The organism is Paraburkholderia sp. BL18I3N2 (genome assembly GCF_003001875.1).
GTDB lineage: Bacteria > Pseudomonadota > Gammaproteobacteria > Burkholderiales > Burkholderiaceae > Paraburkholderia > Paraburkholderia phytofirmans.
Window position 1 is genome coordinate 673,646 of sequence record NZ_PVNC01000003.1, and the last position, 14,074, is coordinate 687,719.

A 14,074-nucleotide genomic window follows, 5' to 3' on the forward strand; every position below is an offset into this window, starting at 1 on the left:
CGCATAGCCATGCGGGTACATCCGCAGTCGACGTCCGCTTCGATTCGCGGCGCAAATGTATGAACTACCTCAGCGTCAGGCCGACAGCGGTCTGTCCTCGCAATTCATTCACCGTAGAGGTCACTGCCCGGCCCGTCATATCGAACATCGAGCGACGACTGGTCCTTGAAAACCAGTCGTTTCACAACACCACAATCCTGAACGGCATGAACCGCCTCCCGCTTGACGAAAACGCCCGGGCGTTCGTCGGGCAGAACCATCTGGAGCAGCGGGCCGAACTTCCGTACGGCATCAAAAAAGCTGGGTTCGCACGAGGGTTCTGTCGCCCCCAGCCAATAAACGAGGGCAGCACTGGGATTCTTCGAATCGCGCGCGAGAAAGCGTAGCGTCTTTCGCGTAGCGAAGTAGTTCGATGGTTCGATATTTGGCACGTCGCGCATGCGGGTCTCCGTGGGTTGCCTGTTCGTATCGTGACGCTCAAGCCCGGCGGGCCTTCGTCTTCATGTCAACCCAGATGCGCCCCCAGCTGGTCGCATATTTCAACGCCTGCTCATCGTCAAAAAAGTAATCGAGCGCAGCGAAGGCTTCCGGCGCACGACCCGGCCTCTCAATGACAAGGTCTGCAGCGTGCAGACCGCCATGCGCCGGACATGCGCTAGCCGTCAGTTGATAGCCTCGATGCGAAGTCGAAACGGCTGCCGTCATGAAAGTTGTCTCCATTGGTGAGTTCGTCATTCGCGCAGAAAATAACCTCGGCGTTCCAGAATCGACACGACTATCACGGCGGGCCATGACTAGCGTGTGACGACCCATCTATTGGGATTTAATGGTCAGGGGGCATTCTGCGGGAAAGCAGCGACCGCCAGAACCGGTGTTAACTCCAGGCATCGGAAAAGGACTGAACTCGCGTTGACGTTCCCAGCCTCACTGCCGGCCGTCAGATGCTATATCTCGATGAATAATCCCTGCGGTTCCTCATATAGTTATTACATCGGTGCGAACGACAATTTCACGCCAGCCTCACCCTCATGCGTGTGCCCCAATGGATAGGTGGGTGGACAGGAGGCGGCAATGAAATCCCGTACCGTAAGCATCGGGGATAAAAGCCCGTATACGCTACAAAACCTCGACATCGCAATCGCACATCTGGAGCGTATTCCCGGGCGCATACTGGCATCAGCGCATTCGCCAGGTTACCGCGACACCAGGGCTTACCGAAATCCAACGGGAGCGTTTGCAACGACTGTTTGACCGCGTTACCGCCTGGCCAAATCCCGTCAACGCATGCCGAGCCCCAGCCGTGACGAATCGACTTCGCAATGGTAGACATGCACACTGGACGCACGCTCTGATACCGGCACAGCACACGGCATCAACGGCCTTCGTGAACGTTGGCAGCAGAAACGTGGCCACGGGATACCGAACCGACGACCAGACGTGCCCCGGCGATATCGCTTCCGCCCGACCGAAAAAACGCGAGTTATCCACAAAATCTGTTCGCAAGTCTGTGGATAAGGCAACCCGAACGGCAATCAATTGAAACGTATCTTCCTTTGCTGGCACGGCATACGTCGCGGTTCGGAGCCGACCCTCATCGGGTCCCGTTGGCATAACATTCATGTTTCTGACGAACGTCCCGGGACCGCGCGCCCGAGCGACCGCACTGGCGATGTTCATCGGCCACTACGCGCCCTGCGGACATAGGAAACGGCAGTCCGTTGAAAACGTGTGCAGCGCGGACGGAACGCGCCGGGCAAAAGCATCGGCGTAACTACTGACTTGCAGCCGGACCCAGTCATGTTCCAGGCGCCATCGGTTGAGTACATGGGGACTCTGTACTCGCAGTCGTTGGGCAGGACATTGAAGGTCTCGTCGCAAGCGCCGTCATCACCGATGAAACAGAAGCCCACGTCCAGGCTACCAGCGCACTGGGTTCCTTTCCGACCGAAATGCAAGCGCGTCAATTTGCCATCGCGTATGCGAAAGCTGAAATCGGGCGGTGCGCCTTGATGAAGTTGAAAGCCTAGCCATGCGACCGCCGAGCACACGCACCCTAACCAGCCGGCGCGCAGTCGACGCTATTTTTCTTCTCGCATCCCTGGCGGGAAAGTGATACCGACCAGCAATCCTTCCGGTGAGATGAAGCGATTGACAGTTTGCCCCCGAGGTTCTTTCCTGTTCTTGACGAGCATTCGATAGCCTCGCGATTCAAGGTCCGTTGTTGCCTTTTCGACATCGTCAACATCGAACTCGAGCCAGGCTTGCGGAACAGGAACGTTGTCGGGCGAGGTGTCCTTGCCAAAGCAGGACCGGGCCGCCTGAGAGAGCGGCCACAGGGCGAAACTTTTCGCGCCGTCGAGAGCCTCTGTATGAAGATAACCGCCGCTCTCCGCCTTGAACCGGATACCGAGGTTCTCGCCGTAGAGCTTGCGGCTTGCCCATGCATCACGGATGATTGGACCAAAGCCCGCGATAAACCGGATTCCGATGTTTTCGATTTGCTTCATGACGCCACCTCTTCCAACAAGGCATACAGTATCGGGCAGATTGACTCATCTTTCCTGTATCCGCACACATTAACAATGAACTCGGGACAGCTTTCGTCTACTCGCGCGTTGACTCTTTCGCATTCCGATGTCGAAGCGGCAGGCCAGGCGACCTCACCAGGAACTGTTCGTAAATAATCTACCGAAGAGGCTGCAATGGACAGCGTTTCGCGCGAAGAGAAGATTCGGCGGCGGGCCTATGAACTCTGGGAAGAAGATGGCAGCCTGGAGGGATGCGCAGACGAATATTGGCAGCAGGCTCGGGCTCAAATAGACGAAGAAGAATCCGAGGCCAACGGCGGCAAAGCTGCCTCGAAAGGCCGGCCCCCAATGTGACGAGAACGAGCGGAGCGCTGGGCGAAGAACTACGCCGTGGATGGCCCGCTGAGCCGCAACTGCCGCAGGCGAAGCGTGCGTACCGCGGCGCGATGCTCGCGGCTCGCCGCTCCGTTGTCGCTATGCGCCGTACCCACGGCGTTCCGCATGACGAACCATCGAAAGAGACAGACGCGCGACGTGGACCACGACGAGGACAAAGATGAGCGGCCATGCGACGCCCCGAACCCTTCCGGCTCGCCAGTGCCTGACAGCGCAACCCCGGTCTTTCAGTCGGAGGACGATGACGCATTGGTCGACGAAGACGCGTCGGGCTAAGACGCGCCAGGACGTTGCACGACGCCGCGGATGCCCAGTCGGGGTCCCGCGGAGGCCCAGTCGAGGTCCTTCGCCCCTGAGCGGGATGCGCCTGGCGAGCGGAAGGGCTGGCCTTGGGCCGAGCCACAGAGCACGACCTGGCCCCTGCACGTCGTGGCATCCAGTCCTGGTTTCAACGTCCCCAGGATTGCCCAGCCCCGCCTCGGCGACAGCATTGTTACGCTCCCGTTAAAACAGCAAATGCGCTGACGGTAGAGCACCGCTCTCAGCGCAAAGCCGCCGGGTACGACGAACAACAGAGCGTCTTCGGGGGCCCAGGCCGGCGGTTGTGCGAAGCGCATGTTTAATGCGCAGAATCGATATGTCCCGGGGTCGCGATATGGCGCGCATTCTGCTGGTCGACGATGACGATGAATCACTGTGGATGCTTCAGTTGGTTTTCGAGCGAAGTGGTCATCGGGTGCTGCTCGCCGATAGTGGTGAACCGGCGCTGGCGTTGGCGGGGCGCCATTTGCCTGATTTGACTATCACCGACTGGAACATGCCGGGACTGGACGGCCTCGGCCTCTGCGAGTGGCTGAAGTTTTACCCCTCCCTTGCGCAGATTCCGGTAGTGATGACATCCGGCGAGTGGCCGCCGAAAGATAAGTCCGCGCTGTGGAACGCGTTCTTCTCCAAGCCCGTCGACCTCGAAGCCCTTGAGTCTGCCGTCGACTCGCTCCTGGCCAGGCGTTTGTGCTGTTCCAAAAACCGCGTCAATGTGCCGGCTCCGGCGCCCTCGCGTTGGGCTCCGATGCCCTCAAAGTATTGGGTGTAAGTGGCCGGTTAACGCGACCCGACGAGCCGGGGCAACGCCGCCGACAGCATGGCCACCGGGCTGGTGGCCGCGGCAACATCGCTTTTCACGCGTCGACACAGTTCCAGTCCGACAATGCGCGGCATCATCCAGTCAGCCACGCCGAGACTCGGCCTGCAAATAGCAACTTCGGCGCGGGCCGCCTCCCCTGTAATACGGTCAGGACGCGAACACCCTCCTGCTCAATCACCGCCGAAGGGGGCGCAGAAAGTTCGGGGCGTCATTCCATCTGGCCTGCATTGCAACGACTACAATTCACTCGTGATGCAATTTGTTCTGCATGCCGGCAGAAGAATTTACTGACGAGGAGGCCACATGGTGGGACTGCCCGCGACATCTGCAGCGGACCGTTCACGACGCGCGGGCACGCTGGCCACGCGGTCGCTTGACACCCGGCCGCAACGGCCGCCCGATTTTGCTGCGGAAAACAGCGCGATGCACCGCTTGGCTCAGGCACTGACGTCGTCTGACGAAGCCATGCTGCAGACGCTCTCGGATATGGCACTTAGCCTGTGCGAAGCGGGTAGCGCGGGCATCGGCCTGCTGGAAACCGGCACTGACGGCATCCCCGTGTTCCGCTGGGTCGCGGTTTCGGGTGCATGTGTTGCCGCTGCGGGCACCACCATCCCGATTGCAAAGAGTCCAGGTGGCGCTACACTCGAACTGGCAGCGGGACAACTGTTTTCGTTTCCCCGGCGCCACTTCGCCGGCCTGAAACAGGTTTCCCTCGAGATTATTGAAGAGCTGGTCGTACCGATTCCGGGCGAACCTGAGCCGTGGGGCACCCTGTGGGTGATGGCTCACGACCGGGAACACCTTTTCGATACCGAGGACCGCAGAATCCTAACCAGCCTCGCGAACTTCACCTGCGCAGCGCTCACGATGACCCGGGCGAAGGTCGACGCCGAAGCGCGCGCGGCAGAGGCGGAGGCGGCAAGGAATGCACTGGCGCTGGCCGAAGCACGCAAGGACGACTTCATCGCGTTGCTGAGCCATGAACTGCGCAATCCCCTCGCGCCCATCGACAGTGCCCTGACGGCCGCGCGAACACTGGCTACAGACAATAATCCCGCCGTGCTGTCTGCGTTGGGCATCGCTGACCGGCAGATGCGGATATTGAAGCGACTCGTCAGCGACCTGCTCGACGCATCCCGGATAAGGCATGGCAAACTTTCAGTCCGTCCTTCGTACGCGTTGCTCCAGGATATCGTGGCCGATGCAGTGGCGGCCATGAAGGCCGACGCCAATAATGGCCTGCACCAGTTGCATGTCACCATTCCGCCGTTTCCGGTGACCGTTCACGCCGACGCTGCCCGACTCACCCAGGTCATATCGAATCTGCTGACGAATGCAGTGAAATACACCCCTCCTGGCGGCGACATCACTGTGTCAGTAGAGGCACCGGACCTGAGCATCGAGCCGATACACGATTTATCGCCCCGCACTGCGGTCGTCACGGTGAGGGACAACGGCGTGGGCATTTCATCGTCACTGCTACCACACGTCTTCGAGATGTTTGCCCAGTCGGCGTCAGCACGCGGAAAGGCAGAAGGCGGACTCGGAATCGGACTGGCGGTCGTGAAGCATCTGGTTGCCGCACACAACGGCACGGTTATCGTTGCGAGCGACGGCGAAGGCCAGGGGACGGAAGTCACCGTGCAGCTCCCCATTGTCTGCAAAAGCACGAATGCCCCCGTCGCGTCCGCGACACACACCATGGCACCGGCTCGCATCCTTCTCGTCGACGACAACGCAGACGCCACGGCGGCGCTCGGCATATTGCTGGAGCTGGAGGGGCACGAGGTGAAGCGGGCACAGAGCGGACCCGACGCGCTCTCGATAGTGGAATCATTCACCCCGGACGTGGCGCTAATTGATATCACGATGCCAGGGATGGATGGCATCGAGCTGGCGCAACTACTTCGCCTGCGCGCCCAATGCTCCCTGACGAAACTGGTCGCATTGACCGGCAGTACCGATGCCCCCGGCAGACCTCAGATTGATGAGCGGATATTTGACTGCCATCTCATCAAACCGTTGTCGCTCGATGACCTCGCGGAGGTCATGCGCTCATAGCGGCGCGGTCGGCGGAAAGTGTCGATGGCGACGGCATCATTCCCGGGCAGCGCCAATTCCGCCGATTCACTGGTTACGAAAATCTGGCACAGACGTTGAGACGCGACCCGACTTCGTAAAGACTGGCACCGCTCGTGACACGTCGAGGACGCTCCACAACTTACGCGTCGGACTTCCACGGCCACGAGGGGTAGACTCGCCCATTGCTTTCAACGCTCTCCCGTTGGTCCTCGGCTTGTCCGCCATTGCGCTCGACATCGCCAGCGCTCGGAGCCTCGCGTCCGCCTGCAAGTTTTCGGAACTGCCATCGGTCGAGTCAGCACACACGCACGATTCTAGCTTGCCTGTCGCGCAGCGCTGTGAGAGGCACGGTGTACGCGGTGCCGAGCCGGACTGTGCCGTCGGCCGTGCAGTTCCTGGCAATTCTCTGAGGCCCACTCACCTCGAAATATCCGGTTTCAGAAATCACAAATCTTTGGTCAACATTGCGGCGTCTGCGGCGTCTGCGGCGTTAAAGAGATGAACGGCGAGAAACGGTACCGTTACCTGAACGGAAAACCTGCTGGAGCGGAACATGAAAAACTCGAACGAGCAGTCCCTGCGTTGTCAGGTCGAAAAGTGGCTCGCACCGGCTCCCACGATGCACGTTCATGTAACCAGATTCAGTCGCACCGCAGGGAATGGGAGACGCTACGTGTACGTCGAAACGTCGTCACCAGCCGGAGCGCGCGCGTTGTTTTTCTTCAGGCACGATGACGGCACGTGGAGCGTGTTCCCGCCCACTGCCAACAGGCGGAAGTCAACCGCAGAGCCTCCTCTCGCGCAGGTGGCCGCCACCACCTTTTGATGACGGTCACGAGTTCGCCGCGCTCAATCGCGGCGTTCGGGATTCAATCCGGTTTTCGGGCCTGTGCACGGCTATTGAACCGCATTTTCGCAGGATGGACGAAGTCCACGGACACGTGGAGTGTCCACTGCACGGCGCGGCCGTCGTCTCGGCACAAATCGAGCAAGTGTGAGCTATGCAGATGAAGACCGCCCGAGCGACGGGAACTGGAGCCTAACTGTGCAGATTGCCGGGTACTCGTCCAACAGCACCGCTCGCATCAGGTCTTCGCTTTCGCGCCCATCGTGTGCGTTCTCGCTGCAACATCCCTGACCTTTTCCGGGCCGCATATGAAAGTTGACGACCACGATGGGACCCATCAGACCGGACCGGTGCGAGCAGGCACCTTATCTTATTGCCCCCATACTCCGCGTTGATGCGGTCGAGTTCGCCCGATTGGCGTGCCTGCTGAAGCTCCTGCCTGACCTGTGCTCGGGTCTTTCCCATTGGAGCGCCAGCGTCACTCCTCGTGGCGGGCACACCACCCACGGAGTCTGCCGAAGACACGGTGGGATTTGTGGGCTGCGTTGCAGGCGCCATGTCTTGCGCCTGGACATATCCGAATGAGAGAACTGCGGCGACAGCTGCCGCGACTTTAAGCGGTTTCATATTCATGTACTCCACAAAGTTCGAATGGCTTGTTTTTGAACCGGCCAATAGAGCCGCTATTTCAAATACGTTCACTGGGGCTATCACGTCACTGGCACTGCGGTCGGACAATAAACCGCGGCGTGACACTCCCATGCACTCTGACGTAGATGCCGAAAAAACGTCGCCTCGAGTCCTCGGCTGACCCACGTACGCCTAAAACGAGATTCGAGCAACAACGACTCGCGGCCCAACCAAGGCGGTCATCCAAATTTCCGTGTGCGCCCCAAACTGGCATCGGCGACCCCAGGCGTGCTAGCTTCCCTGATAGATATCGCAGGACAAACCCACCGTGCACGGTGCACCGTTTCTGGCTTTGCCGCTGTCGCTGCTTCCGCCGGGCTGGCGTCCGTATCCCAGGTCAGGAGTACGGTCCATTGTTGTTGCCGGCTGAGCATTTGTCATGGGCTGCTGGGCAGACGACGGGTCAGTTGTGCCCGAGGGTTGCATTTGCTGCGAGTGGGCGGCGCCGGTCGCAGCGAGCAGGGATAACGCGCTGACTATAGTTAAAAGTTGCACTTTCATTTCGTCACCTCGTTTTCATCAACGGGTTGCGAATAACACAACCCCCGGAATAACAGGGGATTGGCATCCCACGAGCACGCGAGGATTGCCTTCGACCCTTTCTCGCTCCATGCTGATTCTTGCTTTCGCTTTACCAGATGCCATACAGCCTCATCTCCGACGCTGTTTAGCCGAGCAAATGCGAAGTTGGCTTGTGGCACCGTTTGTGCTCAAAGCCACACTTATTCGATGACTACTGGGTAATAACGCGAGGCTGGTACCGGGCGGGGCAGAAGGATGCGCAATGAGAGCGCTAGCGAAAGGACGTTGTAAAGTCAGTTGGCCAATAAGACCCTTGCTGCGTTTATGTTATAGAACGCAAAGGTTGTGATTGACAGCGCAATCGACAATTGGCAAATCAGGCCGACCGTCGCGCCTGTTCGCTCGCACTGCCCCGGAAGCAGCGACACACTGTCGCCCCTTCATCCAGCTGCCCGAGGCCGGCACCGGCTACCGGGAAGCCTGCGTACGCCACCGCGGGTACCGCCGACGGCTGCAAATCTGTCGGCCAAGCTTGCGTTGCGACAGGACTTCAGCCTCTCGTGGACATTCCAGCAGGGATGCCGCCCGATACCAGCATGGATGTCGAAGATGCCATTCGACCTGTCGCACGACTTCCAACCTAAAATTGCCAGCGGTCAAAAATATAATTGCCGTTCGCTGAAGATGTCTTTAACTTCCTCATCTCTTGAAACACTTTTTTGAGACATCAAGCCATCAATGGACGGGACTCTTTTTAATGGAAAGGGCGGCACTCTCGCAGAGTGGCACGCGGCTCGAGAGCGCTAGACTCCCCTCCACAGAGTCAAAATAAGCCCAACTTCGGGCACGACAAAAAAGGAGTTGGTTCAAGTTCACCATTTTGCCAAGGAAGCGTGTGCACAAAATCTGAATATGGAGGGGCCATAGCATGTTGAACAATCGGTCCAAACCAGCATCTGCGATTGTCCTGTCGCTGAACACACCCTTGTGAGAACGAGAAGCGTAGGTCCACGTTGCTCCGAACCGGACTACTTGTGGACGTTGCCTCAGTGACGGCGCATCGCTTGTTGTCCAGGACAGTATCAACGACCCATTAGCCATTGCTCAGCATCTAGCTCAATATGGTATCAACGCCAACGCTGGGCTATCGAACCAGGAACCCATAAGTCAAGGGGTCACGCTCGTCCACAATCCAATTCGCAAAGCCGCAGAGGTATGCGTTGCCTTCCACCTCCGGGATGACTGCCTTGAAGTTGCCGACGGTCGTTTCGCTGAGAACGCGGCCTTTGAAAACAGTCCCGATGATAGACTCATTTACAAGCGTCTCGTCTTTGCCCAATTCGCCGCGTAGGTAAAGTTGAGCGATGCGACCGGCTGTTCCGGAGCCGGTCGGCGAACGGTCCACCTCGCGGTCGGCAAACACACAGCAGTTGGCTTGCGTGGAACCTTCATGCCGCGGTTTGTTGGCAACAATGGTCCCGTAGATGTGGTTGATTTCCGGAATGTCGGGATGCTGCACAGGGAATGCCTGATTTGCAGCGTCCTTCACTTCGGCACCGAACTTGATGAGCTCTTCGACAGAAGACTCGCGAACTTCAACACCGTGCGGCGCGCCGTCCGTGTAGAAGTAAAATGCGCCACCGAACGCGATGTCGCCCTTGACCGTGCCAAACGACGCGGTCTCGACAGTGACATCTCGCTTCCAGATAAAGGACGGCACATTAACGAAACGGACATTGCCCGCGTGCTCGCCGTCCCACTGCACGAATGCCTCGATGAATCCGCACGGCGCATCGATACCGACGCGGGTTTCGGGCACCTGACGTTGCACCCACCCAAGCTCCACCGCCGCCGTCGACAGTGCGATGACACCGTGCCCGCAATGGTCGCTGTAGCCTTCGTTGTGAAGGAAGATGATGCCGAAATCGGCATTCGGGCTAACTGGCTCCGTCAGGTAACCGCCGTACATGTCCGCATGACCGCGAGGTTCGAACATCAGTGCCTTGCGGATTTCGTCGGCGTTCTCCTTCAGCCACGCGCGTCGCTTGACGATAGTGTCGCCAGGCAGGCGCGGAAGACCGCTGGTGACAATGCGGAACGCTTCACCGCCGGTGTGAACTTCAACAGTCGAGATGGTGCGTGTGATTTTCATGTTTGCTTCGGTGAAATCTGTGGATGCCCTGCTTTTACTCACCGCACGGGACCGGCAGCGATTTAAATCGACGCTACTTACATATCAGCGCCGAATTGCCAGGCGTTTGAGTCGAGCGCCGAACGTGCTAATCGGCATGCAGCCAGGTCCCACGCAGCGCAGCCAACACTCTTGAACAGAATCGGCGTACTCGGCTTCCGCTCGCCAGCCAGTGCCTTGGCTAGCGGAGAAACTGAGGTCCACTCAACCTTGGCTTGGATAAGGTCGCCCGCTTCATGCATTGCGCCGACAGGGTCGTCTACAACCAGGAAACTTCCGTCGACGGTTTCCTTGCCAATTTCCGCTGCCTCTGCCGTGAAAGCGCCGACCCCGACGACGAGACGGCCAGGTCGCGCCGACAATGTGTAGACGGGAGACTTGCTCGTTGTCAAGGTGATGACGACTTCAATGCTATCGGGAATCACATCGCCATCAAGGACAGACAGGTTCGGTGCTACCGACCGGCTCCGGGCCACGAAGGCCTCCGCGGCCGCCTGGGAGCTACCCTGGACGAACAGTTTGGCTTGCGGGAAGGAGGCCGCGAAAGCTTCCGCGTGATTGGACGCCTGTTTGCCGGTGCCGATGATGAGAATTTTGCGCGGGTCCATGCCATGCAGGGTCTGGATGCCCAGCACAGTGACCGCCGCCGTTCGCCGCCCGGTCACCGTCGGCCCGTCGAGCACGAACAACATTTCCCCGGTGCGCGCATCGCATGCGATGACCTGACCATGGATGGTCGGAAGCTGGCGTTTTTTGTTCGAAGGACAAACGGTCACCAACTTGTGGATGGCGATGTCTTTAGCACTGGCAGGCATCGACAGCATCAGTCCGCTTTCCTGCATCGGAATGGCCAGGCGCTCAGGACTCACGATGTGTCCCGCGCCGTACTCGATGATGGTTTCCCGAAGAACGCGCACCAGCGAGGGATAGTCCAGCAGTGCAGCTGTTGCGTGGGCGTCGAAATTCCGGGTGCTGAGAGAGGTCATGTTCGGGTTCGCCTTTGGAGGGGTGGGCGCGACCGATGCCGCGCGCCAGCAGTTCACTCTGCGATTGGTTCGAGCAGTCGGCCGGCTTCCTTCATACACACTCCAGCCTTGATGACCACGGGAATGTGTTCGCCCTGCCCCAGCAGAAGGGAAATGTCCTCAATCGGGTCACCGTCGACCACAATGAGGTCAGCTGCGGCTCCGACGGCGACGGTTCCCCGCACGCCTGCTTCACCTGTAATTTCGGCGGCAACGCAGGTTGCCGACCGGATGGCCTCAACGTTGCCGACGATTTCTGCCCGAACCGCGAACTCGTCGGACTGGAAGGTGTGCAGCTCGCCCAGCATGTCTGAGCCGAACCCGACCTTCACGCCTTCGCGCGCCATCAGCGCAAGTGCCTGCCGGCCGACGGAGCGCGCTCCCTCAATCTTTGCGAGCGACTCAGCGGGGAAACCAAGCGCGGGACCTTGTTCAATGAGACGGTCGAGAGTGGCGATTGTGGGCACAACCGCTACGCCACGCTCCGCCAGCAGACGGGCAGTCTCCTCGTCGATGAGGTTTCCGTGCTCGATACATTTCACCCCGCACTCGACGGCCCGCTGGACGGCACGAGCGGTGTAGGCGTGCGCCATCACGTAAGTCCCGGCAGCCTCCGCTTCCTGAACCGCGGCACGGATTTCATCTTCCGAATACTGGGTGTTGGTGATGGGGTCGTTGGGCGAAGCAACACCGCCCGACGCCATTATCTTGATTTGGGAAGCACCTTTGAGGAGTTCTTCGCGTACTGCCAGGCGCATCGCCTCGACACCATCGACCACCCGGGCAATTGCTCCCTGACGCCCCAGGCACCCGCAGGCATCGTCAAGCTTGTCATTGCGCTGACGGAAGTCGCCGTGCCCACCGGTCTGCGATAGCGCCTTACCCGAAGACAGGATGCGTGGACCCCAAAGCACGCCGCTGTTGACAGCATCGCACATTGCAAAGTCTGCGCCACCTGCATCACGAACGGTGGTGAACCCGCGATTCAGCATGCCGCGCAGGATGGGCAACGTTCTAAGCGCAGCCAGGAAGTTTGGCATCATCGCGTTAGCGCCCAGATTCGCATGCGACGCGACGACGTGGACATGCAGGTCGATGAAGCCCGGCAAGACGGTACGCCCGGGAAGGCTCATTTTGCGGGCATCGACAAACGACGACGGTATCTGTCCTATTGTCGCAATCCTCCCGTCGACGATGCAGACATTGGTGTTCGTCTGGCGTTTCTTCGTTGCGGGGTCGAAAATGTTCACCCCTTCGATTACCAACATGTTCATGTGAATTTCCTCAAGCCTGGTATGGCTTTGTCAGCAAGATGCCGAGCAGACTAACCACCGCGGCGAAGATGATGTAGTAAGACGCAGACTCGGCGTCACCCGTGTGTTGGGTGAGCCAGGTGATGATGAAAGCGGCAAAGCCACCAAAGATGGTCACGGCGCCGTTGTAGGCCAAAGACAATCCGGTCGCGCGGACGCGGCTCGGGAACATTTCCGTGAACAGAGCCAGAATCGGGCCGGTGTATGCAGCAATCAGCACGCCGAAAATCGCCTGGAAAGTCAGCAGCGTGGCAAAGTCGGGCGATTTAATCAGATGAGAGAACAGTGGATAGCTGGCCACCAGAATTACGAGCGCAGCAACCGACTGAACCCGCCGCTTGCCGACCTTATCCGACAGTGCCCCGAACACGGGCGCCATGACCATCAGCACGACACCGCTGACGACGCCCGACGTGAAGCCTTCGCGCTGGGTCATGTGCAGATACTTCACAACATAAGTCGGGATGTAGAACAGGATGACGTACGTGCAGACGGTCCACAGTACGACCATCAGCAGGCTGGAGAGCACCTGGCGGGGATACTCGCGAATGACGTCACGCAGCGGCGTGTTGGTGTGGTGCTTCTCCGATACGAACTCGGGCGTTTCCTCGATTTTCAGCCGAATGTAGTATCCAACCGGGGCCACCAGCATGCCGATGAAAAACGGAATGCGCCATCCCCACGCGGTCAGCGACTCAGCCGACATGCTCGACGTGATAAGCGTACCGGAAAGGCTGCCGATGACCACGGCGAAACCGATACTCGTCTGAATCCAGCTCGAATAGAAAGCACGACGTTTAGCTGGAGCATGTTCGGTCAGGAACGCAGTAGCGCCGCCCATTTCACCGCCAGCGGACAGACCCTGCAGCAATCGCGCGATGACGATAAGACACGGCGCGGCGATGCCGATAGATTGGTACGTAGGGGCGAAAGCAATGATGCCCGAGCCGAGCGCCATGATGAGCATGGCGAGCGACAGCGCTCGCTTGCGACCCACCTTGTCGCCGTAGATGCCGAACGCGATGCCGCCGAGCGGTCGCATCACAAAACCAACGCCAAAAGTTGCCAGTGAAAGCAGCAGCGACGTTGTCTCGTTGCCTGCGGGGAAAAATAGCTTACCGATGGTTGCAGCGAAGAACGCGTACCCGGAAAAGTCGAACCATTCCAGACCGCTGCCAATGACGGTGGCGAAAATCGCCTTCCGGCGCGTCACTGTTCTTGTGGGCGGCTCGCCCACCAGTATGCCGCTTGATGCACTCGTTGCCATTTGGACCTCTCCGGATTGTCGCTCTGCGAGGTGAGCGTTCGCGATTCGTCACGCAATCAATGTAAT

12 protein-coding genes are annotated in these 14,074 nt (G+C 59.2%); 4 read left to right on the forward strand and 8 right to left on the reverse strand.

The genetic code is table 11. The features are described 5' to 3' along the window. Window positions 1-104 precede the first annotated feature (104 nt). From B0G75_RS12770 to B0G75_RS12780, 3 genes are all read right to left on the reverse strand, one after another. Window positions 105-440: a hypothetical protein gene (locus tag B0G75_RS12770; RefSeq protein WP_106305334.1), complete on the reverse strand. Its 336-nt coding sequence runs from the start codon at window positions 438-440 to the stop codon at window positions 105-107. A 37-nt stretch (window positions 441-477) separates the two neighbouring features. After that, window positions 478-705, reverse strand: coding sequence for a hypothetical protein (locus B0G75_RS12775; RefSeq protein WP_106305702.1), 228 nt, complete (start codon window positions 703-705; stop codon window positions 478-480). Window positions 706-2,078: 1,373 nt separating this feature from the next. After that, window positions 2,079-2,507 carry a VOC family protein gene (locus B0G75_RS12780; RefSeq protein ID WP_106305337.1) on the reverse strand — a complete coding sequence of 143 codons (429 nt, stop codon included), beginning with the start codon at window positions 2,505-2,507 and terminating at the stop codon, window positions 2,079-2,081. 195 nt (window positions 2,508-2,702) lie between these two features. Between B0G75_RS12780 and B0G75_RS12785 the strand changes: the two genes are divergently transcribed. The 4 genes from B0G75_RS12785 to B0G75_RS41305 all read left to right on the forward strand — a co-directional run bounded on the left by B0G75_RS12785 (window position 2,703) and on the right by B0G75_RS41305 (window position 6,979). After that, window positions 2,703-2,882 carry a DUF2934 domain-containing protein gene (locus B0G75_RS12785; RefSeq protein ID WP_106305340.1) on the forward strand — a complete coding sequence of 60 codons (180 nt, stop codon included), beginning with the start codon at window positions 2,703-2,705 and terminating at the stop codon, window positions 2,880-2,882. A gap of 697 nt (window positions 2,883-3,579) precedes the next feature. Next, window positions 3,580-4,017, forward strand: coding sequence for a response regulator (locus tag B0G75_RS12790; protein ID WP_181309243.1), 438 nt, complete (start codon window positions 3,580-3,582; stop codon window positions 4,015-4,017). A gap of 354 nt (window positions 4,018-4,371) precedes the next feature. Continuing rightward, window positions 4,372-6,132, forward strand: a complete 1,761-nt coding sequence (locus tag B0G75_RS12795) for an ATP-binding protein (RefSeq protein ID WP_106305346.1) — start codon at window positions 4,372-4,374, stop codon at window positions 6,130-6,132. A gap of 574 nt (window positions 6,133-6,706) precedes the next feature. After that, a complete protein-coding gene (locus B0G75_RS41305) occupies window positions 6,707-6,979 on the forward strand; it encodes a hypothetical protein (protein ID WP_106305349.1) in 273 nt (90 codons plus the stop codon). Window positions 6,980-7,192: 213 nt separating this feature from the next. On the opposite strand, the gene B0G75_RS42030 is transcribed toward B0G75_RS41305, so the two are convergent. The 5 genes from B0G75_RS42030 to B0G75_RS12825 all read right to left on the reverse strand — a co-directional run bounded on the left by B0G75_RS42030 (window position 7,193) and on the right by B0G75_RS12825 (window position 14,008). Then, complete coding sequence (locus B0G75_RS42030; protein ID WP_106305352.1) at window positions 7,193-7,762, reverse strand: DUF4148 domain-containing protein; 570 nt, start codon at window positions 7,760-7,762, stop codon at window positions 7,193-7,195. Between the two features lie 1,594 nt (window positions 7,763-9,356). Further along, a complete protein-coding gene (lhpH, locus tag B0G75_RS12810) occupies window positions 9,357-10,364 on the reverse strand; it encodes a trans-3-hydroxy-L-proline dehydratase (RefSeq protein WP_106305355.1) in 1,008 nt (335 codons plus the stop codon). 77 nt (window positions 10,365-10,441) lie between these two features. Further along, on the reverse strand, window positions 10,442-11,389 hold the full coding sequence (lhpI, locus tag B0G75_RS12815; protein ID WP_106305358.1) for a bifunctional Delta(1)-pyrroline-2-carboxylate/Delta(1)-piperideine-2-carboxylate reductase: 948 nt from the start codon (window positions 11,387-11,389) through the stop codon (window positions 10,442-10,444). A 53-nt stretch (window positions 11,390-11,442) separates the two neighbouring features. Further along, window positions 11,443-12,702: an amidohydrolase family protein gene (locus B0G75_RS12820; RefSeq protein ID WP_106305361.1), complete on the reverse strand. Its 1,260-nt coding sequence runs from the start codon at window positions 12,700-12,702 to the stop codon at window positions 11,443-11,445. A gap of 10 nt (window positions 12,703-12,712) precedes the next feature. Further along, entirely contained in the window at window positions 12,713-14,008 is a 1,296-nt protein-coding gene (locus B0G75_RS12825) for an MFS transporter (protein WP_181309245.1), read from the reverse strand. Window positions 14,009-14,074 lie beyond the last annotated feature (66 nt).